Source organism: Halobellus sp. EA9 (assembly GCF_051195055.1).
In the GTDB taxonomy this organism is placed as follows: Archaea; Halobacteriota; Halobacteria; order Halobacteriales; family Haloferacaceae; genus Haloquadratum; species Haloquadratum rubicundus.
On record NZ_JBNTJW010000008.1, the window covers coordinates 87,064 to 110,228 of the forward strand.

Sequence of the window (23,165 nt, forward strand, 5' to 3'; positions counted from 1 at the left end):
TCGCGGTCGCGCCGACCGTGCGGGCTATTCTCAAGGAAGCCGAAAGTGCGTGTGGGCCCTCGATCCGTTATGGACCTGCTCCAGATGCGGTGGCGCGACGCGCTGTTCGCCCACTGGCCGGTTGACCCCGCGGTCGTCTCCGCGCGGCTCCCCGAGGGGCTCCGCGTGGCTACCTACGACGGCGACGCGTGGCTCGGCGTCGTCGGCTTCGTGATGGCGGACATCCGCCCCTGCGGGGCGCCGCTGGGGCTGTCGTTCCCGGAGCTGAACCTCCGGACGTACGTCACGCGCCCCGGGAGCGACGACCACGGCGTCTACTTCTTCAGCCTCGACGCCGACGACCGCCTCGGCGTGTCGGTCGCGCGGCGGTTCTTCGAGCTCCCGTACTACCGCGCCGAGCTCCGCGTCGACCGAACAGAAGGCGACGACGGCCCGGAACTGACGCTACGGCACAGGCGGACCCACCCGGACGTCCCGCCCGCGCGGTTCGTCGGGACCTACCGCCCGGTCGGCCCCGAGTCCGTCCCCGAGGCGGGGTCGCTGGAGGCGTTCCTGACCGAGAACTACCGCTTCTACACCGACGGCGGCGGCCGGCTCTACTACGGCGACATCGACCACCCGCCCTGGCCGCTCGCGCCGGCCGAGGCCGAGATCGAATCGAACACGCTGTTCGCCGCGAACGGCTTCGAGGCGCCCGAGGGCGACCCGATCGTCCACTACTCGCCCGGCACCGAGGTCACGGCGGGTCCGCTCCGCCGGGTCTGAGGGCGGCGGATCGGCCGACCGCGACGGCGCGCCGCGAGGAGCCGAACCGCCGGGTTTCAAGCGCCGCCGGTCCCTGCCGTTCGCTATGGTACTCGACACTGTGATGCAGACGCTGCACGTCCTCGTCGGAGCGCTGTGGGTCGGAAGCGTCGTCTTCGTCGCCGGGGCCGTCCTCCCGTCGGCGGTCGAGGGCGCGCTCGACGCCGCGCCGCTGGAATCGATCGCCGATCGGCTCGTCTACCTCTCCCGCGGCGCCTCCGTGGTGATGCTTCTCACCGGCGGCCACCTCGCCGGGACGGGGTACACGGTCGCGAGCCTCACCGGGACCTGGCAGGGCCACCTCGTTCTGGCGATGCTCGCCCTGTGGCTCGTCCTGACCGCGCTCGTCGAGATCGGTCGGAGCCGACTCGTCGACGGCCTCCGCGAGAAGCGGGTCCGGACGCCCGCCGAGGAGACGGCGACGATCTTCCGAGCGGCCGCGGTCGTCGGCGTGTTGCTCCTCGTCGACGCCGGCCTGCTTGCCTCCGGGTTCGTCCTCTACTGAGTCAGATGAACCGCCTCCACCCCCGCACCCGGCTGCTCTGGATCGCGCGCGCCCTGATCACGGCGGCGGTGCTCTCCGGCGTCGCGCTCGCCGCTCGCCTGACCGTCGCCCCGCCGTGGGTTCCGGCCTGGACCCCGGCGGCCGTCTTCGTCGCTTTGGCTACCCTGGGGGTCGCAAGCGCGGTCCTCCGGTACCGCGTGTGGCGCTACGAGGTCCGCGAGGACTCGCTGTACCTAGAGCGGGGCGTCCTCACGCGCGTCCGGACGGTCGTGCCGTTCGTGCGGGTCCAGCACGTCGACACCTCCCGGTCGCCGACCGAGCGGGCCGTCGGCCTCGCGAGCACCGTCGTCTACACGGCCGGCTCCCGCGGCGCCGACGTGTCGGTGCCGGGGCTCGCGCTCGACGACGCCGACGACCTCCGCGAGCGGCTGAAGCGCCTGGCGATCCGCTCGGAGGGCGAAGACGCGGTCTGAGATGGCACGGAGCCTCTCGCCGCTGTCGGTGCCGTACCGGGTGTTCCAGCGCGGGAGCGGCGTCGTCGTCGCCCTCGCGTTCGCGCTCGTCGGCGGCTTCGACCTCCCGGGGATCGGTCCCGCGGGCCCGCTCTTCGTGGCCGCGCTCGGGCTCCTCGCGGCCGGCGTCCTCGTCGGGTACGAGGTCGCCTACGTCCGGCGGTTCAGCTACGCGCTCTCCGCGGACTCCCTCGACATCGAATCCGGCGTGCTCTCCCGACGGAGCCGGGAGATCCCGCTCCGGCGGATCCAGAACGTCGACATCTCGCGGAACGTGCTCCAGCGCGTCCTCGGCATCGCGGTCGCGTCCTTCGAGACCGCCGGCGGCGGCGAGACGGAGGCCGAACTCCGGTTCGTCTCCTTCGAGGAGGCGAAACGGCTCCAGCGCGAACTCGGCCGGCTGAAGCGCGGCGAGCCCGAGCCGGGTGAGGAGGGCGAAAGCCCACAGAGCGGCCCGGAGACGACGGAGCTGTTCGCACTCGACCGGGGCGAGCTGGCCATCTTGGGCGCCTTGTCGGTCGACCTCCGCGTTCCCGGGCTCCTCTTCGTCGCCGTCTCGACCCTCGGATCCAGCGTCGTCGCGGGCTATCTCTCCGCGCTCCAGGGGGTCGCGTTCGCCGCCGTCACCGGCGTCGCGCTCGTCGGGCTGGCGCTCGCCTCGTGGGTCGTGGGCGCCGCCGCCTCCGTCGTCGAGTACTACGACTTCCGGCTCGTCCGCTCCGGCGACGAACTCCAGTACGAGCGCGGGCTGCTCCAGCGCTACGACGGGTCGATCCCGTTCGACAAGATACAGACGCTGACGATCAGGGACAACCCCCTGAAGCGGCGGTTCGGCTACGCGACGCTGTACATCGAGACCGCCGGGTACGCGGCCGGCGGCTCGGACGGGCGCTCGCGGGGGTCGGAGGCGGCGATCCCGATCGCCGAGCGCGACCGCATCCTCGATCTCGTGGAGGCCCTAGAGCCCGTCGGCGACGTGGACTTCGAGCGCCCGCCGACCAGGGCGCGGCGGCGCTACCTCGTTCGGTACCTCCTCGTCGTAGGCGTCCTCGCGGCCGCGCTGTACGGGGCGCAGGCGCTGCTGTCGCTTCCCGTTCCCTGGTGGCCGCCGCTCCTCCTGGCGCCGGTCGCGGTGTGGTTCGCGCACGCGACCTGGCGGCACCGGGGCCACTGGCTGGGCGACACCCACGTCGTCACGCGGAACGGCGTCCTCCGGCGGGAGACGAAGATCGTTCCCTACTACCGGATCCAGACGGTCATCGACTCGCGGAACGTCTTCCAGCGCCGCCTCGACCTGGCGACGGTGACGATCGACACCGCGGGCTCGCTGTCTTTGACCGGACAGGACGCCGCCGCGGTCGACGTCGCGGGCGCGCGGGCCGACTGTCTCCGGGCGGAGCTGGAAGCCCGACTCGGCCGCGCCGTCGACGCCTACCGGGCCGGCCGGGCGGGGATCGGCTTCGAAGACGAGGACCCCGCGGAATCGACGACGGAAGACGGGAACCCTGAGAGGAAAGACAGTAGACCGACAGGCGACAGTGGAGACGACAGGCCGACAGACGACAGTGGGGACGACAGGCCGACAGATGACGACGACAGATCGACTGACGACAGCGAGGACGTCAGTTCGCCGAACGGCGCCGACGACTCGGTGCCGAGTCGCGATCAGAACGGAAGCGGCGGGCCCGACGTCGAATAGTCTCTTCGGGCCGCGTCGGCCTCATAGTGATTACTCTCACTGTTTACCGCCGAACGCCACCCCCGGTAACGGCGTTCGGCGCTACGAAACGGGAGTAATCACTATCAGTCGTCGGCGGCCATCGGCGTCTGTACCGCCGCGGGCGACTCTTCGACGGTCGGCTCGCTCGCGTCCGCGAGGCCCGTCCATTCGAGGTTCTCCTCGTACTGGAAGGCGTCGTGGCCCCGCGTGGGGTCGACGACCGTCAGGGAGAGCCAGTCGTTGTCGAGCAGTTCGGCGAGGGTCTCGTGCTCGGCGAGGATCTCGGTGACGCGCTCGACCGGCGCGTGGATGACCGTCGAGAGCCGGAGCGGCTGGTGGTAGGGGTCGTGGTCCGCGGCCATCACCGACTGGAGCGGCAGGCCGCGCATCAGGTCGCCGCCGTTGCCCTGGTAGACGCCGACGTTTCCGACGGGGTTGTGGGTCACCTTCGAGCCGCTGCCGTAGACGCCGGTGTCGACGGTGGCGAAGTAGTACTGGGCGTTGATCCACTGGGTGACGACCATCGGCCCTGTGAGGATCGCTTCCAGCGCGTCGCCGGCGTCGTCCGTGCGCCAGTCGTAGGAGTGCAGGAACGAGCGGCCGTCCAGGTCCAGGTCGGCGGTGAGCTCCCGCGGGCCGATCACGAACCCCGCGTTGCCCGCGAGGCCCCACTCCGGGCGCGTCTCGGCCCAGTCGGCGGCGCGGCGCTTCGTCTCGCTTTCTGCGGCGCCGGCGTCGCCCCCCATCGTCTCGACGCGCTCGGCCGCGGCGTCGGCGGTGGCGTCCGCGAGGTCCGCGCGCAGGCGTTCGAGGTCCTCCGCGTGGCTCTCGGGCACGCCGGAGTCGAACAGCGTGATCTCGTCGGTCGTGGTGTTGTGCTCGGCGGCGACGAAGACGGTGTCGTCGGGGACGTCGACGCCGCGCTCGGCTAACGCCTCGCGGACCTCGTCGTCGTTGCAGATCGACGCCAGGACGCGGGCGTTCGGGCCCCCGGGGTTGCCGGCGCAGGCGCCGCAGTCGAGGCTCGATCCGAACGGATTGTTCGCGGTCTCGCTGGCGTGGCCCGCGAACACGACGACGCGTGCGAACTCCTCCCAGCCCATCAGCTCGAAGGCCGCGGCCGCGTACTCGACGCGCTCGTCGAAGCTCAGCCCGCTCGGCAGCCCGCCGTCGGTCGCCGCGTGCATATCGCGGTCCAGGACCGGACTGCAGAACTCGTGGGCGCTCGGGATCCGCGCGTCGAGCGCGTCGAGCGCTTCGTGGACGCGACCGGGCGACAGCGTCCGCGCGGTGAGCGCGGCGCCGTACCCGCTTCCGGCGGTCTCGACGAGGCTGAACGCGGTCGCGGCGTTTGACTTCAGGGTTTCGAGGACCGTCTCGCCGGCTTCGAGCACGCTCGTCCACCGCTCGTGGTCCGCGTGCCGGTGGTCGTGGCCGTCCGCCGGCCGCTCTTCGATGCGGTGGGCGGCGTCGACGATCGGGGGGCAGGCGTCGCTGCCGACCTCGGAGCCGTAGCCCTCGTACTGCATCGGGACGCCGAAGAAGCCGGCGTAGCCGTGGGTCTCGTAGTCGCCGGCGGACTCGACGTGCCGGCGGATGATCTCCGAGCGCGTGTCGATGCAGAAGACGAGCTGGGCGTCCGGCCGGCCGTCGCTGTCGCCGCTCTCGCTGTCGCCGCTCTCGCTGTCGGCCTCGCGGGCGGCGCTCTCGGCGGCTACGGCCTCGACCAGTTCCTCGCGGTAGGTCGCCTCCCAGGCGTTCAGCCACGCCTCGGCCAGCGGGACGTCGGCGTCTTCGCTCCCGCTCGCAGTCGTCGACGCCGCGTCGACGTCCGCCTCTGCGGGAGCGATCGGCGCGCCGAACTGCTCTGTGAGCGTCAGCCGGGCGGCCAGGTAGCCGACGAGCGTGATCGGGTGCTCCGACTGCCAGACGTCGCCGTCGTCGATGCGCTGTCTGATCAGGCCGGTCCAGCCCGGCAGCGCCGTGAGGTGGTGCTCGAAGATCGCCGGCCAGCGGTCCCGCGGGAACGCCTCGAGCCGCGCTTCGAGCGCGTCGATCGGGTCCTCGGGGAGGTCGGCGATCGCTCCCGGATTCGGGATCTCGCGGTCGTGGCGCGCGATCGCCCGGAACGCCCGGTAGAACCCCGCAGAGCGGTCCGGCATCGACCACTCCGCGCTCCCCTGGTCGAGGAACGCCGCGAGCCACTTCGTCAGGACGGCGTCGACCCGGTCCGACGGCGACTCTCCGGGTGCGTCGCCGCCCGATCCGGTGCTGTCGGCTTCGGCGGCCGCCAGCCGCTCCAACTGCGCTTCGGGATCGGCGTCGTAGCCGCGCTCCGATAGCTCCTCGCGGAGGATCTCGCCGTCGATCTGACCGCCTTCCCAGGCGCGGCGGAAGACCTCCGCGCTCGGGTAGCCGCCCCCGCCGTAGAGCCGCTCGCCGTGCTTCACGGCCTCGTGGAAGGGGCGGTCCTCGAACCCGGCGAGGGGGTTCGCGGTCACGAACGAGTGGAGCGGCCAGACCCGCCCCACGGCGCTTTCTGCCTGTTCGATGCTGTCGCGGATCGCGGTCTCAGTACTCATTGTAGTCCTCCGTTGAAGTAAGCACGGTCGTCGACGGTGGCTGTGCGGCGTTCACGAGCGCCACGTAGAGGCGCCGGCTGTGCCGGTACGCGCCCGATTCGATCGCGGCGTAGGTCGCGAGGAACGCGGCGGCCACGAGGAGGTGCCCGACGGTCAGTTCGGCCGCCGCGGTGACGATCGGCAGGCCGTACAGGACCTCCTTGACGGCGAGGTAGACGGCGCCGTAGAGGGCGATCGCGGGGAGGAACACGAGCGGGATCGCTCCGATCCGGGCCCACGCGGGGAGATCGGTGTGGGCGATCGTCGTCCGCGCCGCGTGCAGGGTGGTGACGACGACGACCAGCGTCAGGACGAGCCCGCTGTTCAGCCCCGCGCCCTTGCCGGTGATCGCGACGAAGACGCCGCCGCCGGCGACCGCCGACAGGAGCGTGACCGCCCCGCCGACGGCGCCGAGCGAGCCGGCGTCGGACCCGGATTTCGGCCCCGTGTGCTCGATCCGGCTCCCCGACGAGAGGAACTTGTAGGCCTTGTAGAAGCCGTGGAGGATCAGGTGCGTGATCGCGGCGCCGAAGAAGCCCAGGCCGGCCTGCATAATCATGAATCCCATCTGGCCGACCGTCGAGCAGCCGAGCCGGCGCTTGACGTCGGGCTGGACCGACTTGAGGAGCTTCCCGCCCAGGGCGCTGACGGCCCCGACGAGCACGATCGCGAGCATCACCGACGGCTCCGCGGTGACGACGGGGGCAAAGCGCAGCAGGAGGATCCCGCCGGCGTTGACGAAGCCCGCGTGCATCAGCGCCGAGGCCGGCGTCGGCGCCGTCATCGACCCCAGGAGCCAGCCGTGGAACGGCAGCAGCGCCGACTGGACCATCGCCGCCAGGACGAGCGCGCCGGCGACGACGAACACGGTGGTCGAAGAGAGCGAGCCCGCGGCCGCGACCGCGCCGGAGACGGTCGTCGCGCCCGTCTGCCACCACAGGACAGCGAGGGCGACGCCCAGGAGCGCGGTGCCGCCGACGAAGTACCGGCGGGCGAGGCTCGCGGCGGCCTGAGCCTGCGGCCAGCCGCGGACGTGGCCGATCAGGTCGGCCATCGCGAGGCCCATCCCGAGCCAGGCGGCCGCGAAAAGCAGGAGGTGATCGGCCGCGACCAGGACCATCACGGTCCCCACGAAGCCGAGGACCCGGCCGAAGAAGCGGTCGATCCCGCGCGTGCCGGCCATGTACCGCCGCGAGTAGCTGGCGACGATGCCGCCGAAGAAGGTCACGACGACCCACAGGAGCAGGGTCAGCCCGTCGACGGCGAAGAGCCCGAACGCCGTCCCGGTCGGGGCCCACCAGCCGAGCAGTCGGCCGGCGAGCACACCGAGGGACGCGACGAACAGCGCCCACGTGAGTCGGGTGACGGCCGTCGGCACCGCCGTCGACTCCGATTCGCCGCTCGGTAGCTCTCCGATCGCCGTAGACTGCAACTTCCCTGACATTCTTTGATCCGTCTCGGTCGGACGCCCGCCCCCGACGTCGCCGCCGCGCGGACGATGCCCGACCATCTCACCCGTTCCAAGAACAGAATAGGTAATAAATCCATCTATCTCGAACGTATCGTTCGATCTAATCCGAATTATAGAACATTATGTTCCCGATATCGCGGAGGCGCCGGCGGTCGCCACGACAGTCCGCGTACTGATCGTATCCGAGATGGCGAAACGGAAACGAACGGGACGAGAAGCCGCGCTGATGCGGGCGGGGACTGGCCCGCGACAGTCCGAGGGGCTACGCCGAGTCGAACTCGCCGAACGGCTTCGTCTCGTGGCTGCGGACGAGCACCTCGTCGGCGACGGTCAGCCCCATCTCCAGCAGTTCCTGGGCGACCGGCGTGATGTCGTCGTCGGTCTGTCCGACCACGGTGACGAGCAGATTCTGCTCGCCCGTGACCAGTTCCTGGACGGAGACGACGCCGTCGATCTCCAGGATCTCGGGGATGAGTTCGCCGCGCTCGGGGATCGAGGCCGTACAGAACAGCAGCATCCGGAGCGGATAGCCCGAGGCCTGGTAGTCGACCTCGGCGCTGTACCCCTTGATAATGCCGTCGGACTCCAGCCGCTGGAGCCGCTTGCGGACGGTGCTGTCGGACGTCCCGGTCCGCTCGGCGATGTCGCCCGACGACATATTTCGGGCGTCCTCCTGGAGGGCGTGGAGGATCGCTCTGTCGACGTCGTCGATCTCGGAGTCGGCCATAGCGGATTCACGCGGGTCAGCGACTAAGGAACTTCGGCTGTTCGGCGCTCCGGGGCGCTCAGTCGCCTCGCGCGTCCTCGATGATCCGGGTGAACTCCCGCGCGGTCTCGGTGATCGACTCGAAGTCGCCCGCGGCGATGGCCTCGGCGTCCATAATCGCGCTCCCGGCGCCGACGACGGCCGCGCCGGCCTCGATGTAGTCGGCGACGTTGTCGGAGTCGATGCCGCCGGTCGGCATCAGCGGGATCTGGGGGAGCGGTCCGGCGATGGCCGAGAGGTGGCCCGGCCCCATCGACGCCGCGGGGAACACCTTCGCGACGTCAGCGCCGGCCTCGTAGGCCTCGATCGCTTCGGTCGGCGTGAGGACGCCAGGGGCGACGAGCGTCCCGTAGCGGTTGCAGGTCTCGACGACGCCGCGGTCGAACGTCGGGCCGACGACGAACTCCGCGCCGCTTCGGATGGCCGCCTGTGCCGTCTCGGAGTCGAGGACGGTGCCCGCGCCGACGATCGCCTCCGACTCGTCGAACGAGGCCGACACCTCCGCGATGAGGTCCATCGCGTCGGGGTTGTCGGCGGTGATCTCGTAGGCCGTCACTCCGCCGTCGTGGAGCGCCGTCGCGACGTCGATGACCGTGTCCGCGTCGGCGCCGCGCATCACCGCGACGACCCCGCTTTCGGCAAGCCGCTCGAGATCGGAACTCGGATCCGAAGTACTCATACTTCGGGATCGTCGCGAGGGAAAATAAAAGTCCGCGCTCCGGCCCGTCAGTCGGTCCGCGGGACCGCGTACGCGCCCGCGAGGAAGAACACGAACGCGACCGCGACGACGACGGCGAGATTCGGCGCCGCCGCGGTCGTCGCGTCCGGATACGTCACCGCGCGGATGCCGCGCGCGACGTAGGTGAGCGGCGAGAGCCCGAGCGCCGGGCGGAACCACGCCGGCAGCAGATCGGGCGTGACGAACGTCTCCGAGAGGAAGAGGAGGGGAAGCGCGACGGCGTTCGACGCCGCGATGACGCCGTCCTGGGAGTCGGCGACGCGGCCGATGACCGCACCCAGCCCGCAGAAGAGCACGACGCCGAGCGCGACGAACGGCACGACGAGAAGCGTCGCGGGCTCGAGCGGGACCGCCGTCCCGGTGACGAGCACCGAGAGCGCGAGCAGCAGGAGCGCCGCGGCCCCGATGACGGCGACGTTCACGAGCGACTGCGCCAGCAGCCACTCGCCCCGGGTGAGCGGCGTCGTCGCCAGCTTCTCGAAGCGGCTGCCCTCGCGGTGGCGCGCGACCGTGCTGCCGACCCGCGACAGCGGCGTGAACAGGACGACGACGGCGAGGTAGCCCGCGACGTAGTAGCCCTTCGGCTCGGCGAAGAGCCCGCCGCCGGTGGGCTGGGTCTGGACCAGGGCGCCGAAGATCACCACGATGATCGCGGGGAAGAAGAACGTGAAGAACACCGCGGTCCGCCGGCGGAGGAACGCGTGCCAGGCGGCGACGAACTCCGCGCGGATCCGACTGAGACGGCTCACCGCGCGTCACCTCCCCGCGTCGCCTGGGCCGTGCCGGAGTCTACTTCCGATCCGCCGCCGGCGAACGCCTCGCCGGTGAGTTCCAGATAGACGTCTTCGAGGTCGGGCTGTTTCCAGGTCAGCGACTCGAACCCGACCCCCGCCTCGTCCAGTGCGTCGACGACGGCGCCGATGTCGCGGGGGCCGATCCCCTCGACGACGAGGTCGTCGCCGCGGGTCGACGTCTCGTAGGCGAGCCCGACGTCGCCGAGCGCCGACGGGTCCGCGTCGGTCGCCACGAGGAGCCGGCTCTCGCCGCCGTGGGTCGCCACGAGCTCCCGCGGCGCCCCGACGGTGACGAGCCGCCCCGCGTTCAGGAAGCCGACGCGGTCCGAGAGCCGCTCGACCTCGGCCATCGAGTGGCTGGTGAGAAAGACCGTCGTCCCGCCGGCCGCGAGGTCTTCGAGCAGTTCCCACAGGGCGCGTCGCCCGGCGGGGTCGATCCCCGTGGTCGGCTCGTCGAGGAAGAGCACCTCGGGGTCGTTGACGAGCGCGATCGCGACGCAGACGCGGCGCTTCTGGCCGCCGGAGAGCTCCTCGTACCACTGCTCGGCCGCGCCCCCGTCGATCCCGACGTCCGCGAGGACCGCGTCGGGGTCGCGGGCCGCGTCGTACCGTCCGGCATATTGCGCGAGCAGTTCCCGCGGCGTGAGCCGCGAGGCCGGCGCGAACGACTGCGGGAGCAGTCCGATGCGGGCGGGGTCGACCTCCGTCGGGTCCTCGCCGAGGACCGAGGCGCTCCCCTCGACCGCGGTCGTCCCGGTGAGCGCGCGGACGAGCGTGGTCTTTCCGGCGCCGTTCGGTCCCACGAGCCCGAACACTTCGCCCGGATCGACGGACAGCGAGACCCCATCGAGGGCCGTCGCGTCGCCGTAGGATTTCCGCACCGAGTCGGCGACGAGTGCGGCAGTCATACGCAGGACTGCGACCCCTCGGGTGGTAAGCGGTTCGGATTCCACACGTCCAGGGGGTGATACTTGTGCGTCCGCGCCCAACCGACGGTATGGAACGCCTCCGCAGACGACGACTCCTCCGCGCGGGCGGGCTGGCAGCGCTCGCGTCGGTGGCCGGCTGCAGCGCCCCGTCCGGTTCGGCCGGCGACGGCGACGCGGGCGACGCGAGCGGATCCGACGACGCAGACGTGACGAGCACCGACGGGCGCGACGCGGGGACTCGGGTCCCGACGCCGACGGAGACCGGCGGGCCGCGGCCCGACCTCGACGGCGCCGACGTCGCGCTCGAACCGATCGCCTCGGGGTTCGCCGCCCCGGTCGATTTCGTCGCGCCGACGGACTCGGACCGCCGCTTCGTCGTCGACCGCGACGGGCGGATCTGGGAGATCGGAGACGACGGCCGCCGCGAGACGCCCTTCCTCGACCTCTCCGATCGGATCGTGCTCGGGAGCGAGCGGGGGCTGCTCGGCGCCGCGGCCCACCCGGAGTTCGCGAGCAACGGCCGGCTCTACGTCCGGTACAGCGCGTCGCCGCGGGCGGGAACGCCCGACGGGTACAGTCACACCGCCGTCCTCGCGGAGGTCACCATAGACCCGGACGCCCGCGTCGCCGCCGACCCACAGGAGCGGACGGTACTGGAAGTCCCCCAGCCGCAGGGCAACCACAACGCCGGCGCGGTCGCGTTCGGCCCCGACGGGTACCTCCACGTCCCGTTCGGGGACGGCGGCGCCGCCAACGACGTCGGGCGCGGCCACGCCGACGACTGGTACGACGCCGTCGACGGCGGCAACGGCCAGGACACGGCGGCGAATCTGCTCGGCAGCGTCCTCCGCATCGACGTCGACGGGCGCGGCGGCGTCCCTGGGAGCGATGCGGGCGCGGACAAGCCGTACGCGATCCCCGCGGACAATCCGCTCGTGGGTCGGTCGGGGCTCAGCGAACAGTACGCCTGGGGGTTCCGCAACCCCTGGCGGCTCTCCTTCCACGGCGCGGACTGCTACGTCGCGGACGTGGGACAGGGCGCCTGGGAGGAACTGAATCTGCTCGAAGCGGGCGGCAACTACGGCTGGAACGTCCGCGAGGGCGCTCACTGCTTCCGGCGCGACTCCTGTCCGACGACGGCGCCCGGCGGCGAGCCGTTCGTCGACCCCGTCGCGGAGTACCCGCACGACGGCGGCGACGTCTCCGGCATCTCGATCATCGGCGGTCACGTCGCGACCGGCGACGCGGTCCCGGCTCTCCGCGGCGCGTACGTCTTCGCCGACTTCGTCGCCAGCGGCCGCCTCTTCGCGGTGGATCCGAGCGCCGACCCGCCGTGGGGGATCCGGACCATCCCGGTCGTCGGCGAGACCGATCTCGCACGGTACGTCCTGGGGTTCGGCCGCGACTCGGCCGGCGACGTCTACGTGTTGACGACGGCCGAGACCGGCGGCGGGGGGAACGGGGGGCGCGTCTCGCGGCTCGTCGCGCCCTGAGGGAGACGGCTACGACGTCCCCGACCCGCCGCTCTCGTCCGTATTCTCCCCGTCCCCGTCGTCGTCTGCGCTCTCGTCGTCGGTTCCGTCCCCGTCGGCCGCCGATTGGTCCGCCGACCGTCGCTCCACCTCGTCCTTGATCGACGCCAGTTCGGCCTCGACGTCGACCTCGGGCGGCTCGGCGTCCGAGGTTTCTGTGTCGTCCGTCGCTCCGTCGGCGCCCGAGTCCTCGCCCGCGCCGGTGACGTCGATCTCGACCGCACCCGACCGAGGGGACGAGCCCTCTGATGCGCGGGCGTCGCGGCTCTCGCGTTCTCCGCGCCGTCCGCCACCGCGTTCGCGGCCCTCCGCGGTCTCCGAGAGCCGACCGGAGACCTCCTCGGAGAGGCGTCGGGCGTCTTCGAGCAGTTCGCGGGACGTCTCGTCTTCGGGCAGTTCTGTTTCGGAGAGCGCGGTCTGGAGCTCCGAGAGCGCGCGCTCGACCCCCGAGACGGCCCCGCGGCCGAAGCCCGACACGCCGCTGCCGAGCCGTGCTGCGGTCGACGCGTCGCGCGCGCCCCGGCCGTCGCGGTCGAACGCCGACCGGTCCGGGTCGGCGAGCCGGAGCATCCCCCGGAGGAGCTCCAGGGACTGGATCGCCGCTTCGAGCGTCGCGACGACGGTCGGGATCGTGTACTGCTCGGTGAAGCGGAACAGTTCCGAGACGGACGGCGGCCGGGGCGATCCGGGCGGGCGGAACGGAGTGCGGTCGCGACGTCGTCGACCCTCTCCCCGTCGGTCGACGTCGCTCCGAGACGCGCTCTCGTCGCGCCGTTCGAGCTCCGTGCGGAGCTCAGAGAGCGTCCGATCGAGGTCGTCCAGGAGCGCCGGGAGGTCCTCGCGGTCGCGGTCGTCGCGGTCGTCGGGGCTGCGGGGAGCCATAGTCGGTGTTTGGCGCGAACGGGCAAAAGTGTGCGCCGGAGGTCGGCTATCGGAAGCGCCCGCGCTCGTACTGCTTGGGCCACTCGACGCCGGCGCCGAGTTCGTGGGCCGCTTCGAGCGCGAAGTAGGGGTTCCGCAGGTGTTCGCGGGCGAGGAACACCAGGTCCGCGCGGTCGTTCCTGATCAGCTGGTCGGCCTGTTCGGGCTCTGTGATCCCGCCGACCGCCCCGACGGCCGCGTCGGTGGCCGACTTCACGCGCTCGGCGTAGGGGACCTGATAGCCCGGGCCGCTCTCGGGCACCTGCTGGTCGGGGTGGATGCCGCCCGAACTGACGTCGATCAGGTCCGCGCCCGCCTCGGCCAGCAGCGGGGCGAGTCGGGCCGAGTCCTCGACGGTCCAGGAGTCCCGCTCGGGCAGCCAGTCGGTCGCGGAGATGCGCACGAACACCGGGGCGTCGTCGGGCCACACCTCCCGGACGGCCTCTGTCACCTCCCCGACGATGCGCGCGCGGTTCTCGAAGGAGCCGCCGTACTCGTCGGCGCGGTCGTTCGTCACGGGAGAGAGGAACTCGTGGAGCAGGTAGCCGTGGGCGGCGTGGACCTCGGCGATCCGAAAGCCGACGTCGCGGGCGCGCTCGGCGGCGCGGCGGAACTGCTCGATCACGCGCTCGATGTCGTCGCGGGTCATCCGCCTTGTCGGGACCTCGCCCGACTCGTGGGGGTACGGGATCGCACTCGGGGCCAGGGTCTCCCAAGCCTCGTCGGTGGCGACGGGCCCGCCGCCCTCCCAGGGCGGTTTCGTGCTCGCCTTCCGGCCCGCGTGAGCCAGCTGAATCCCGGGGACGCTCCCGCGCTCGCGGATGAATTCCACCGTGTCTCGGAGCGCGTCGGCGTGCTCGTCCGACCAGATGCCCAGGTCCTGCGGCGTGATCCGGCCGACCGGAGAGACCGCCGTGGCCTCGCTCATCACCACGCCCGCGCCGCCGACGGCCCGGCTCCCGAGGTGGACGTGGTGCCAGTCGGTCGCGTAGCCGTCCGGCGCTGAGTACTGACACATCGGCGACACCGCGATCCGGTTCGGGAGCTCCGTCTCCCGGAGCGAAAGCGGCGTGAACAGCGAATCCGTCATCGAGGTACCTTCCGGGCCCGACAGCCATATACTGCCTGTTCCCGGTCCGTTCGTCCGCGTCTTCTATCTGGTATGTGACACGTGTGGTTTAGGCGTACCAAAAACGTTATGTCCGGCTGGCGATCACTGGCGGGTGATGGACGCGAACAACGCCGGCGAGCGAGTCGCGGTCGAGGACGGCGAGGCCCGAGAGCGGGTCTCGGCGCACCTGTCCTCGCCCGACCGGGTCGTCTTCACCGAGGCCGACAACCGCGACGGGTGGATCGCGCTCGACGCGGACGCGGCCGTCGCTGTCGAACGGTAGCTTCCGAAAGCCGAATCGAATCAGATCGAAAGGAGTCGGGATCGGTTTCCGTGCGGGGTGTCCCTTACTGCGTCGCCGAGTCGAGGACGAGCGTGTCGTCTTCGAGGTAGTGCTCGATGTGGTGGGCGGCGTCTTCGACCTCGATGAGGTTCTCACGGAGCATGTGGGCCGTGGCGTGGTCGCCGAGGTTCTCCGCGAGCTCGACGTGATCGCGGAGCGTCTCGATGATGTCGCCGTACATCTCTATGTCGTTCCGCAGCGACGTCCGGATGTCGTAGACGTCCTCGTCTTCGGGCTCGACTGTAGCCTGTTCGAGCAGTGCGTCCATCCCCGAGACGGGGACGCCGCCGAGCGCCTGGGCGCGCTCTGCGAGCTCGTCGGCGAACGCCTCGGCCTCTCCGGCGGCCTCGCCGAGGAAGAGGTGGAGGTCACGGAACTCCGAGCCCTCGACGTTCCAGTGGTGCTTCTTCAGTTGGTGGTAGAGGACGTACGTCGAGGCGAGATCCGTGTTCAGCGCGTCGACGATCTGGTTCGCCTTCTCGGCGTCCATCCGGAGCGCTTCGCTACCTTCGACTTCGCCGGCACGCTGTCGGACTGTCTCTTGGGTACTCATTGCGCTCTAGTATTGCTCGGCAGGCAACTTAGTTCTTTTCACGAAAAGATATCTTTCTCATATCGAAAAACCTCTCGGAAAACTGTCTCCCTGAGAGGGGCTCGCACGACCGTCGGTCTCACAGTGATTACTCTCACTGTTTCCCGCCGAACGCCACCCCTGGCGACGGCGTTCGGCGGTAAGAGACGAGAGTAGTCACTATCAGTCGGTCGCGACCCCGACGTCGTCGTGGGGGACGCCGAGCTCGACGGCCGTGCCGCGGTGCCGACACGCTTCGAGCGCGTGTTTGGCGTCCATCCCGGCCTCGTGGGGCGTTTCGGCGACGCCCACGCCGACTTTCAGCTCCACGCCGGCGTCGGCCTCGACGTGCGCGATCGACTCGTGGTAGTCGTCGGCGCTCATCGCCGGACAGATCGAGATGATGTTGTCGCCGCCGACGAAGAAAGAGAGCGCGCCGTGTTCCTCGCGGAGGTACCGCATCAGCGTCGCGTACCCCTGTTCGATCTGGATGAACGAGTCGAACTCGTTGAGCTGGTCGGTGTACTTCCCGGTCGCGTCGTTGACGTCGAAGTGCGCGATCTGGACGTCCTCGGGGGTCCGCTCGGCCTCCGAGAGGTAGTCGCCCGAGAGCACCTCCCGGCGGTCGCCGTCCTGGGCGGAGCCGGCCCGCTGGAGCCCCGCCGTCGCCGATTCGAGCGCCACGATCGGCGAGGCGTCGATGCCCGTCCCGAGGCTGATCGTCACCGGGTAGCGGTTGCCGATCGTCTCCTGGAGGAGCTCGTGCTCCGTCCGGTCGAGGCCGTTCGTGATCGCGACCATGTTGTCGAACCGCGTGAAGAAGACGTAGCCCCCTCGGCCGCCGATGAACTGCGCCAGGTCGGCGAAGAGCCGGGACTGCATCGTCTGGAGGTCCATCTCGCGCCGCGGATCGGGAGTGACCGTCCACGGCCCGTAGTTGTCGATCTGAACGAGAGTGAGCTGGGCGTTCGTCACGTTTGGATCCTGGGACCTGTTGTATATGCCTCTTTCCGTATCAGATGAGTTTTGCGTCTCAGTTTCGTTATGGAGGCGTCGCCCGCTACGTTCAACAGGCCGCCGTCCCACCATCACCCAATGGACGTTCGCGGCGTCATCTTCGATGTCGACGGCACGCTAGTGCGGGGCGACGAACCGATACCGGGCGCGGCGGCGGGACTGGACGCGGCCGAAGCGGCGGGCCTCCGTCGTCTCTTCGTCTCGAACAATCCCACGAAGCCGCCCGAGGCCTACGAGGCGCGGCTGGCCCGGGCGGGCATCCACGCCGACGCCGACGAGGTACTCACCGCGGGGACCGTCACCGCGCGGTACCTCCTGGATCGACACGCCGCCGATTCGATCGCGGTCGTCGGTGAACCGGGACTCGTCGATCTGCTCGGTGAGGCCGGCCTGTCGGTCGAGCGCGTCGGCCGCGACGGCGACCTGCGCGTCGATCCCGCGGTGCTCGTCGCCTCGCTCGACCGGCGGTTCGGCTACGAAATGCTCCGCGCGTGCCTGGACCTCCTCGCGGACGGCGACGTCGCCTTCGTCGGCACCGATCCGGACGTCGTCATCCCCGCCGCCGAGGGCGACGTCCCCGGTTCCGGGGCCATCGTCGACGCCATCGCGAACGTCGCCGGGCGCGAGCCCGCCGCCGTCCTCGGGAAGCCGAGCGAGACGGCCCGCGAGATGGCGCTGAACCGCCTGGACCTCCCGCCCGAGGACGTCCTCGTCGTCGGCGACCGGCTCGATACCGACATCGCGCTCGGCGCGCGCTCGGGGATGACGACGGCGCTCGTCACCACGGGCGTGACCGCGGCGGAGGACGTGGCGTCGTCGCCGATCACGCCGGACTACGTCCTCGACTCCCTGGCCGAACTGGAGCCGCTGCTCGCCGAGCCCTGACTAGTCAATAAATTCATCATTCTCGCCGCCGACTTCCTAGATGGTATGGGGAAAAAGATCCTGATGATCGTCGGCGACTTCGGCGAGGACTACGAGACGATGGTACCGTATCAGGCCCTGGAGATGGTCGGCCACGACGTCGACGCCGTCTGTCCCGAGAAGGAGGCGGGCGAGACGGTCAAGACTGCCATCCACGACTTCCGGGGCGATCAGACCTACCTCGAAGAGCGCGGCCACGACTTCGAGGTCACGGCCACCTTCGCGGAGGTCGATCCGGCGGACTACGACGCGCTCGTCGTGCCCGGCGGGCGCGCGCCGGAGTACCTCCGGACCTACGAGGAGGTCCTCGATGCGGTCCGGCACTTCTTCGAGGCGGACAAGCCGGTGGCGGCGCTCTGTCACGGCCCGCAGATCCTCGCGGCCGCGGGCGTCCTCGACGGCTACGAGATGACGGCCTACCCCGCGGTCCGCCCGGAGGTCGAAGCCGCCGGGTGCTCGTGGGTCGACGAGGTGACCGTCGACGACAACCTCGTCACCGGCCAGGCGTGGCCGGACCACCCCGAGTGGCTCGCGGCCTTCCTGGACCTCCTGGGCACCGAGATCGACGCCGGCGCGCCCGCGGCCGCCGGCGAGTAATCCGGCTCGTCCGGCCCCGATTATGGGGTGTGATACCGTCTAACAAAACTTTATATACGACCGTCGCGTCCCTTACTCGTATGGAGAATCAGCCGAACAGTCCATACGTGTACTCGGAGGAGATCTCCGAGCCCGCCGACCCGTACGTCTCCCACGACGAAGTCGAAGAACCGGACGTCCCGGACCCCGAAGGGCGGGACGTCGTCATCGCCGACGGCCGGGCGATGAGCTACCGGGCGTACCACCGGCGATAGCGGGTCGCCCCCGCCGACCGCCGGCGGTGATGTGGTTCGCTACTCGCTTGCTCGCCGCTCGCTCAGAACGCGTCGCCGTGGGCGGTGATCTCGGCGCGGAGCCCCTCGCGGAGCGCGCTCTGGACGTGGCAGATGTCCTTGGCGCGCTCGACGATCTCCGCGAGCTCCCCGTCGTCGACGTCGGCCTCGACGTAGACGTCGAAGCGGATCGCTTCGAGGTCGTCGTCGTCGTCGAGATCGGCGTCGGCGTCGATCTGGATCGTTCCGAGGTCGTCGTGGCCGCGCTGTTGGCCGCCGACGCGGAACGCCGGCAGGTAACAGGAGGCGTACGTCGCGACCAGCGCGGCGTTCGGGTTCGGGCCCTTTTCGTCTGTCGCGTCGATCGTGAGCTCGAAGTCGCCGACCTGGCTCGTGCTCGCGAAGCCCTCTTCGCTGACCGTGGAGGTTTCGATGTCGCTCATTCCGCTTGCACGGTCGGTCGCGGGCGTCCTAAAGGTTGCTCACCCGGACGGCTGGGCGGGTGATCGGGGTCGGGTCGACCGCGGAAAAACGGATCCGCCGAGCCGCTACGCCGCCGGGCGTCGCGCCCCGATCACTCCAGCGTGAACGTCTCGTCGCCGTCGAGGACGTGGACCTCGGCGTCCGAGCCGGTCGCCTTCACCTCGCGGACGACGTCGTCGGTGTCGATCTCGATCGGCGGGAAGGAGTCGTAGTGCATCGGCAGGACGTGGTCGACGTCGAGCCAGTCGGCCGCGATGGCGGTCTGGGTCGGCCCCATCGTGTAGTGGTCGCCCACCGGTAGCGCGGCGGCGTCGGGTTCGAGGTACGGGCCGATGACGTCTTTCATCTCGGACATCAGTCCGGTGTCGCCCGCGTGGTAGAACGTCGTCGCGTCGGGGTCGGCCTCCTGGGTCGGCTTCTTGTCGCTGATGACGAACCCGACGGGCATCCCGAGGCTGTACTCGTAGTCCGTGTTGAGGCCGTTCGTGTGGTCGGCGCGGTGCATCGTCACGAACGCCTCGCCGCACTCGACGGTGCCGCCGATGTTCATCCCGATCGCCGACTCGAAGCCGACGTCTTCCTCCATATAGGTCGTCAGCTCCGGGACAGAGACGACCGTCGCGTCGGTGAACGCGCCGGCGTCGGCGACGTGGTCGGCGTGGCCGTGCGTCAGGAGGACGAAGTCGGGCGTCTCGACGTCCTCGGCCGACAGCTCCGTCTTGGGGTTCTGGAAGAACGGGTCGATCAGGAAGGTCGTGCCGTCGACGTCGACGTGCCACGTCGAGTGGCCGTGCCAGGTGAGTTCCATCGTCATCGTCCGGCCGCATCTTCTCCCGGATCGACAATAAAGCGTGCTATCGAGAGAGATTCACACGCGGACGACGGAGATGGAAAAAACGAAGCGCCGTGGCTCCGAGGGGCCGCGTATGCACACCGTCAGATTCAGAGATCCCGCCGGATCGGTCCGCACGGGCGAGTGGCACGGCGACGCGGTCTCGTTCGCCGGCGAGACCTACGACCTCGACGCGGTCGACGTGCTCGCGCCCTCGGAGCCGACGAAGATCGTCTGCGTCGGCCGCAACTACGCGGACCACGCCGCGGAGATGGACAACGAGATCCCCGACCGGCCGCTGCTCTTCCTGAAGCCGCCGAACGCGGTCGCGGGCCACGGCGACACGGTGACGCTTCCGTCCGGCAAGGAGCGCCTCGACCACGAGGCCGAGATCGCGGTCGTGATCGGCGAGCAGGCAAAGCACGTCGACGCCGCCGACGCGATGGACTACGTCGCCGGGTTCACCTGCCTGAACGACCTCTCGAACCGCGACGACCAGCGCCAGGAGACGAACTGGGTCCGCGGGAAAGCCTTCGACAACGCCGCGCCGATGGGGCCGGTGCTCGCGACGCCCGACGAGGTGCCCGCCGACGCGTCAATCGAACTCCGGGTGAACGGCGAGACGCGGCAGTCGTCCTCCAGGGACCACCTCGCCTTCTCCGTGCCCGACCTTATCGAGGAGATCACGACCTACCTGACGCTCGAACCCGGCGACGTCGTCGCGACCGGCACGCCCGGCGGCGTCGCGCCGCTCGAAGACGGCGACCGGATCGAGGTCGAACTGGAAGGCGTCGGCGTCCTCGAACACGACGTCCGGATCCCGTAGGCCGGCCTGGGAGAACACACGCTTTTTGCAGTCGGCGGTACAGGGCTCGCGTATGCGGTACTCCCGCTTCGACGCCCTCTCGGCCGCCGTCCTCGTCGGCGCCGCCGTCGTCGGTATCGCCCTCCTCCCGTCGCTCCCGGACCGCATCGCCGTCCACTTCGGCGCGGGCGGGTCGCCGGACGACTATTTGTCGGCGACGCTCGGCGTCGTCCTCGTACCGGCGATCGGTCTCGTCGCGCTCGCGGCCGTCCGCGGGCTGGTGTCCCTCGGCAACGACGTGCCGGCGCCGCCGTGGTTCGGCCTCGCGCTGGCCGGATTCTTAGCGTACGTTCACGGCGTCGTGCTCGCGTGGAACCTCGGCTACCGGATCAACGTCACCCTGCTCGTGCTCCCGGCGGTCGCCGTCATCGTCGTCCTCTCGTTCGCGACGAGGCGAACGTGATCCCGGCCGGGCGACAAAGCGGAGCCGCCGTCGACGACCCGAAAGGCAACCCATAAGTTTAGGTGTGCCTAATTCGAGTGCGTGGAATTGACGCGACGCGACGCGCTGGCGGCGCTGGCGGCCGCCGGCGTGACGGTCAGTGGTGGGGCCCTCGCGGGGCGCCTCGAACCGCCGACGGCGGACGGGGACGCCGGAGGAATCCCGTCTGCGAAAGCACCCGGGACAGCCCTCTCGACGCCGCTCTTGGACCTGCTCGACGGCGTCGCCGAGGTCCTGTACCCGAGCGGCGTCGACGGACGCCGCGAGTTCGTCGGGTCGTACGTCCTCGGCCGGATCGATGACCGACCCGACTACCGCGACGGGATGCGCGAGGCGGCCGCACAGCTGGACGCCGTCGCCCGCGACTGGCGCGGCGATCCCTACGCCACACTCGGTGTGGACGAGCGCGACGCTCTCCTCCGGGATCTCGGCGTCGATACGGCCGATCCCGAGCCCGACGGAACGATCACCGAGCGAATCCGGTTCTACCTCGTCAACGACCTGCTGTTCGCCTTCTACGCCTCGCCGACCGGGGGCCGACTCGTCGGCATCGAGAACCCGATCGGCCACCCCGGCGGGATCCAGAGCTACCAGCGCGGATCGATGCCGAGCGCCGCCGACGCCTCCCGGGAGCGATTCGACGATGGCTGAGGCGAGCGACGGGGGCGTTGGCGACGGGCGAGACCGGACTCCGGCCGCGCGCGCGGACGTCTGCGTCGTCGGGTCCGGTCCCGCGGGCGCGCTCGTCGCGCATCGACTCGCCGCGGCCGGCGCCGACGTCGTCGTCCTCGAAGCGGGCCCGCGCTTCGACTTCGACCGCCGGGTCGAACAGCAGGAGGCGTTCATCCGTCCGGGGATGGACGGCCCGTGGGAGATGGGCGGGCCGCGCGACGCGTACACGACCGGCGGACGCGGCTACCCGCTCAACGCGGCGCGCGTGAAGGGAATCGGCGGCTCGACGCTCCACTGGCAGGGGATGGTGATGCGGCTCCACGAGCGCGACTTCGAGATGGAGTCCCGGCACGGCGTCGGCGTGGACTGGCCGATCGCCTACGACGACCTCCGACCGTACTACGCCGAGGCCGAGCGCGCCCTGGGGGTCGCGGGCGCGATGGACAACCCCTACGCGCCGCCGCGCGAGGAGCCGTTTCCCCTCTCGGCGTTCCCGCCTTCGCACTCGGACTCGCTCTTCGCGGCCGCCTGCGAGCGTCTGGGGATCGATATGCACTCCGTCCCGAACGCGCGCAACCCCGAACCGTACGACAGTCGCCCGGCCTGTCAGGGGTACGGCACCTGCAAGCCGATCTGTCCCTCGGGCGCGAAGTACACGGCCGAGTCGCACGTCGAGAAGGCCGTCGAGGCGGGCGCACGCGTGATCGACCGCGCGCCGGTCCAGCGGCTCGAACACGACGCCGACGGCGAGCGGGTCGAGACCGCGGTGTACGCGATCACGGACGGGGAGGAGCACCGGCAGTCGGCTCGGCGCTTCGTCCTCGCCTGCGGCGGCGTCGAGAACGCCCGACTGCTGTTGCTCTCGGCGTCGGACCGGTACCCCGACGGCCTGGCGAACACCTCCGGCGCCGTGGGTCGCTTCTTCATGGACCACCTCTTCGCCGGCGCCGGCGGCCGCCTGGACGAGCCGACCAGACAGAACCACGTCGGCTTCAACACCAGCGAGTGTCACCAGTTCTACGACGACGCGGACCCGGTCGAGGGGCTGAAGCTGGAGTTCCTCAACTACGCCGGGCCGTCGCCGGTGATGGAGGCGCTCTCCGCGGAGACGTGGGGCGACGACCTCCTCGACCGACTGCGCGAGTCCTACGGGACCCACATCGCGATGGGGGCGCTCGTCGAGCAGCTCCCGAGCGCGGAGAACCGCGTGACGCTCGATCCGAGCCGGCGCGACGACCACGGCAACCCGGTCCCGCACGTGGAGTGGTCACTCGACGAGCGGACCGAGCGCGCCATCGAGCACGCCAACGCGATCCAGCACCGGATCCTGGAGGAACTCGGCGTCGATATCGAGTGGACGGTCGGCCCCGACGCCACCGGTCCCGCGTTCCACCAGATGGGGACGACGCGGATGGGCGCGGATCCGGAGGCGAGCGTCGTCGACGCCGACGGCCTGACCCACGACCTCTCGAACCTCTGGATCGTCGGCTCCTCGACGTTTCCCACCGGCGGCGCGATGAACCCGACGCTCACCATCGCGGCGCTGTCGCTGCGGACGGCCGACGCGCTGGAGGCGTCGCTGTAACGGGCGAGCAGTCGGCACGCTTCCCTCCCGCGCCGGTGCGCCGAGCAACCGCTGGGCGGCGCGGGGCCGCTGTCAGATCACGGCGTCGCTGGCCTCGCGTTCGTATATAAACGCTCGGGGCGGAGCCGAAGCCCCCT

25 protein-coding genes are annotated in these 23,165 nt (G+C 70.6%); 13 read left to right on the forward strand and 12 right to left on the reverse strand.

Annotated features, from left to right (window positions below):
- Positions 1-69: 69 nt before the first annotated feature.
- The 4 genes from ACQUQ0_RS11715 (at position 70) to ACQUQ0_RS11730 (ending at position 3,520) form a co-directional block, all read left to right on the forward strand.
- Positions 70-765 carry a YqjF family protein gene (locus ACQUQ0_RS11715; RefSeq protein WP_435185206.1) on the forward strand — a complete coding sequence of 232 codons (696 nt, stop codon included), beginning with the start codon at positions 70-72 and terminating at the stop codon, positions 763-765.
- Positions 766-850: 85 nt separating this feature from the next.
- A complete protein-coding gene (locus tag ACQUQ0_RS11720) occupies positions 851-1,309 on the forward strand; it encodes a CopD family protein (RefSeq protein ID WP_435185208.1) in 459 nt (152 codons plus the stop codon).
- 5 nt (positions 1,310-1,314) lie between these two features.
- Positions 1,315-1,782: a PH domain-containing protein gene (locus ACQUQ0_RS11725; RefSeq protein WP_435185210.1), complete on the forward strand. Its 468-nt coding sequence runs from the start codon at positions 1,315-1,317 to the stop codon at positions 1,780-1,782.
- A 1-nt stretch (position 1,783) separates the two neighbouring features.
- Positions 1,784-3,520, forward strand: coding sequence for a PH domain-containing protein (locus tag ACQUQ0_RS11730; protein WP_435185212.1), 1,737 nt, complete (start codon positions 1,784-1,786; stop codon positions 3,518-3,520).
- A 104-nt stretch (positions 3,521-3,624) separates the two neighbouring features.
- On the opposite strand, the gene ACQUQ0_RS11735 is transcribed toward ACQUQ0_RS11730, so the two are convergent.
- The 6 genes from ACQUQ0_RS11735 to ACQUQ0_RS11760 form a co-directional block, all read right to left on the reverse strand.
- On the reverse strand, positions 3,625-6,123 hold the full coding sequence (locus ACQUQ0_RS11735) for a DUF2309 domain-containing protein (protein WP_435185214.1): 2,499 nt from the start codon (positions 6,121-6,123) through the stop codon (positions 3,625-3,627).
- Positions 6,113-7,606, reverse strand: a complete 1,494-nt coding sequence (locus ACQUQ0_RS11740; protein WP_435185216.1) for a proton-conducting transporter transmembrane domain-containing protein — start codon at positions 7,604-7,606, stop codon at positions 6,113-6,115. The genes ACQUQ0_RS11735 and ACQUQ0_RS11740 overlap by 11 nt, the downstream gene beginning before the upstream one ends.
- 289 nt (positions 7,607-7,895) lie before the next feature.
- Positions 7,896-8,360: an Lrp/AsnC family transcriptional regulator gene (locus tag ACQUQ0_RS11745; protein WP_435185218.1), complete on the reverse strand. Its 465-nt coding sequence runs from the start codon at positions 8,358-8,360 to the stop codon at positions 7,896-7,898.
- A gap of 58 nt (positions 8,361-8,418) precedes the next feature.
- The gene (locus ACQUQ0_RS11750) at positions 8,419-9,078 is read right to left on the reverse strand and encodes a bifunctional 4-hydroxy-2-oxoglutarate aldolase/2-dehydro-3-deoxy-phosphogluconate aldolase (protein WP_435185220.1); all 660 of its coding nucleotides are present in this window, start codon (positions 9,076-9,078) and stop codon (positions 8,419-8,421) included.
- 47 nt (positions 9,079-9,125) lie between these two features.
- Positions 9,126-9,887, reverse strand: a complete 762-nt coding sequence (locus ACQUQ0_RS11755) for an ABC transporter permease (protein ID WP_435185222.1) — start codon at positions 9,885-9,887, stop codon at positions 9,126-9,128.
- Complete coding sequence (locus ACQUQ0_RS11760; RefSeq protein WP_435185224.1) at positions 9,884-10,840, reverse strand: ABC transporter ATP-binding protein; 957 nt, start codon at positions 10,838-10,840, stop codon at positions 9,884-9,886. Before ACQUQ0_RS11760 ends, ACQUQ0_RS11755 begins: the two co-directional genes overlap by 4 nt.
- An 89-nt stretch (positions 10,841-10,929) precedes the next feature.
- On the opposite strand from ACQUQ0_RS11760, the gene ACQUQ0_RS11765 reads away from it, so the two are divergent.
- Positions 10,930-12,354, forward strand: coding sequence for a PQQ-dependent sugar dehydrogenase (locus tag ACQUQ0_RS11765; RefSeq protein WP_435185226.1), 1,425 nt, complete (start codon positions 10,930-10,932; stop codon positions 12,352-12,354).
- Between the two features lie 9 nt (positions 12,355-12,363).
- Here ACQUQ0_RS11765 and ACQUQ0_RS11770 read toward each other — a convergent pair whose 3' ends face one another.
- Together ACQUQ0_RS11770 and ACQUQ0_RS11775 are read right to left on the reverse strand one after the other, a co-directional pair.
- Positions 12,364-13,275: a DUF7547 family protein gene (locus tag ACQUQ0_RS11770; RefSeq protein WP_435185228.1), complete on the reverse strand. Its 912-nt coding sequence runs from the start codon at positions 13,273-13,275 to the stop codon at positions 12,364-12,366.
- Positions 13,276-13,321: 46 nt separating this feature from the next.
- Positions 13,322-14,404 carry an NADH:flavin oxidoreductase/NADH oxidase gene (locus ACQUQ0_RS11775; RefSeq protein WP_435185230.1) on the reverse strand — a complete coding sequence of 361 codons (1,083 nt, stop codon included), beginning with the start codon at positions 14,402-14,404 and terminating at the stop codon, positions 13,322-13,324.
- Between the two features lie 136 nt (positions 14,405-14,540).
- Between ACQUQ0_RS11775 and ACQUQ0_RS11780 the strand changes: the two genes are divergently transcribed.
- The gene (locus ACQUQ0_RS11780; protein WP_372389215.1) at positions 14,541-14,708 is read left to right on the forward strand and encodes a hypothetical protein; all 168 of its coding nucleotides are present in this window, start codon (positions 14,541-14,543) and stop codon (positions 14,706-14,708) included.
- Between the two features lie 64 nt (positions 14,709-14,772).
- Here ACQUQ0_RS11780 and dpsA read toward each other — a convergent pair whose 3' ends face one another.
- Both dpsA and ACQUQ0_RS11790 read right to left on the reverse strand, forming a co-directional pair.
- The gene (gene dpsA, locus ACQUQ0_RS11785; RefSeq protein WP_435185232.1) at positions 14,773-15,321 is read right to left on the reverse strand and encodes a DNA starvation/stationary phase protection protein DpsA; all 549 of its coding nucleotides are present in this window, start codon (positions 15,319-15,321) and stop codon (positions 14,773-14,775) included.
- A gap of 201 nt (positions 15,322-15,522) precedes the next feature.
- Positions 15,523-16,314, reverse strand: coding sequence for a GTP cyclohydrolase III (locus tag ACQUQ0_RS11790; protein ID WP_435185235.1), 792 nt, complete (start codon positions 16,312-16,314; stop codon positions 15,523-15,525).
- Between the two features lie 120 nt (positions 16,315-16,434).
- On the opposite strand from ACQUQ0_RS11790, the gene ACQUQ0_RS11795 reads away from it, so the two are divergent.
- The 3 genes from ACQUQ0_RS11795 to ACQUQ0_RS11805 all read left to right on the forward strand — a co-directional run bounded on the left by ACQUQ0_RS11795 (position 16,435) and on the right by ACQUQ0_RS11805 (position 18,131).
- Complete coding sequence (locus ACQUQ0_RS11795; protein ID WP_435185237.1) at positions 16,435-17,241, forward strand: HAD-IIA family hydrolase; 807 nt, start codon at positions 16,435-16,437, stop codon at positions 17,239-17,241.
- Between the two features lie 45 nt (positions 17,242-17,286).
- Complete coding sequence (locus ACQUQ0_RS11800; protein ID WP_435185239.1) at positions 17,287-17,877, forward strand: DJ-1/PfpI family protein; 591 nt, start codon at positions 17,287-17,289, stop codon at positions 17,875-17,877.
- 80 nt (positions 17,878-17,957) lie between these two features.
- On the forward strand, positions 17,958-18,131 hold the full coding sequence (locus ACQUQ0_RS11805; RefSeq protein ID WP_372389223.1) for a hypothetical protein: 174 nt from the start codon (positions 17,958-17,960) through the stop codon (positions 18,129-18,131).
- Positions 18,132-18,193: 62 nt separating this feature from the next.
- Here ACQUQ0_RS11805 and ACQUQ0_RS11810 read toward each other — a convergent pair whose 3' ends face one another.
- Together ACQUQ0_RS11810 and ACQUQ0_RS11815 are read right to left on the reverse strand one after the other, a co-directional pair.
- Positions 18,194-18,592, reverse strand: a complete 399-nt coding sequence (locus tag ACQUQ0_RS11810; protein ID WP_435185241.1) for an OsmC family protein — start codon at positions 18,590-18,592, stop codon at positions 18,194-18,196.
- A gap of 131 nt (positions 18,593-18,723) precedes the next feature.
- Positions 18,724-19,440 (reverse strand): metal-dependent hydrolase, encoded by a 717-nt coding sequence (locus ACQUQ0_RS11815; protein ID WP_435185423.1) that lies wholly within the window; start codon positions 19,438-19,440, stop codon positions 18,724-18,726.
- 118 nt (positions 19,441-19,558) lie between these two features.
- Here ACQUQ0_RS11815 and ACQUQ0_RS11820 point away from each other — a divergent pair, with 118 nt between their 5' ends.
- The 4 genes from ACQUQ0_RS11820 to ACQUQ0_RS11835 all read left to right on the forward strand — a co-directional run bounded on the left by ACQUQ0_RS11820 (position 19,559) and on the right by ACQUQ0_RS11835 (position 23,028).
- A complete protein-coding gene (locus ACQUQ0_RS11820) occupies positions 19,559-20,290 on the forward strand; it encodes a fumarylacetoacetate hydrolase family protein (protein WP_435185243.1) in 732 nt (243 codons plus the stop codon).
- A gap of 52 nt (positions 20,291-20,342) precedes the next feature.
- The gene (locus ACQUQ0_RS11825) at positions 20,343-20,732 is read left to right on the forward strand and encodes a DUF1648 domain-containing protein (protein WP_435185245.1); all 390 of its coding nucleotides are present in this window, start codon (positions 20,343-20,345) and stop codon (positions 20,730-20,732) included.
- 81 nt (positions 20,733-20,813) lie between these two features.
- On the forward strand, positions 20,814-21,422 hold the full coding sequence (locus ACQUQ0_RS11830) for a gluconate 2-dehydrogenase subunit 3 family protein (protein WP_435185246.1): 609 nt from the start codon (positions 20,814-20,816) through the stop codon (positions 21,420-21,422).
- On the forward strand, positions 21,415-23,028 hold the full coding sequence (locus tag ACQUQ0_RS11835) for a GMC family oxidoreductase (protein ID WP_435185248.1): 1,614 nt from the start codon (positions 21,415-21,417) through the stop codon (positions 23,026-23,028). The genes ACQUQ0_RS11830 and ACQUQ0_RS11835 overlap by 8 nt, the downstream gene beginning before the upstream one ends.
- The last annotated feature ends 137 nt before the right edge of the window (positions 23,029-23,165 follow it).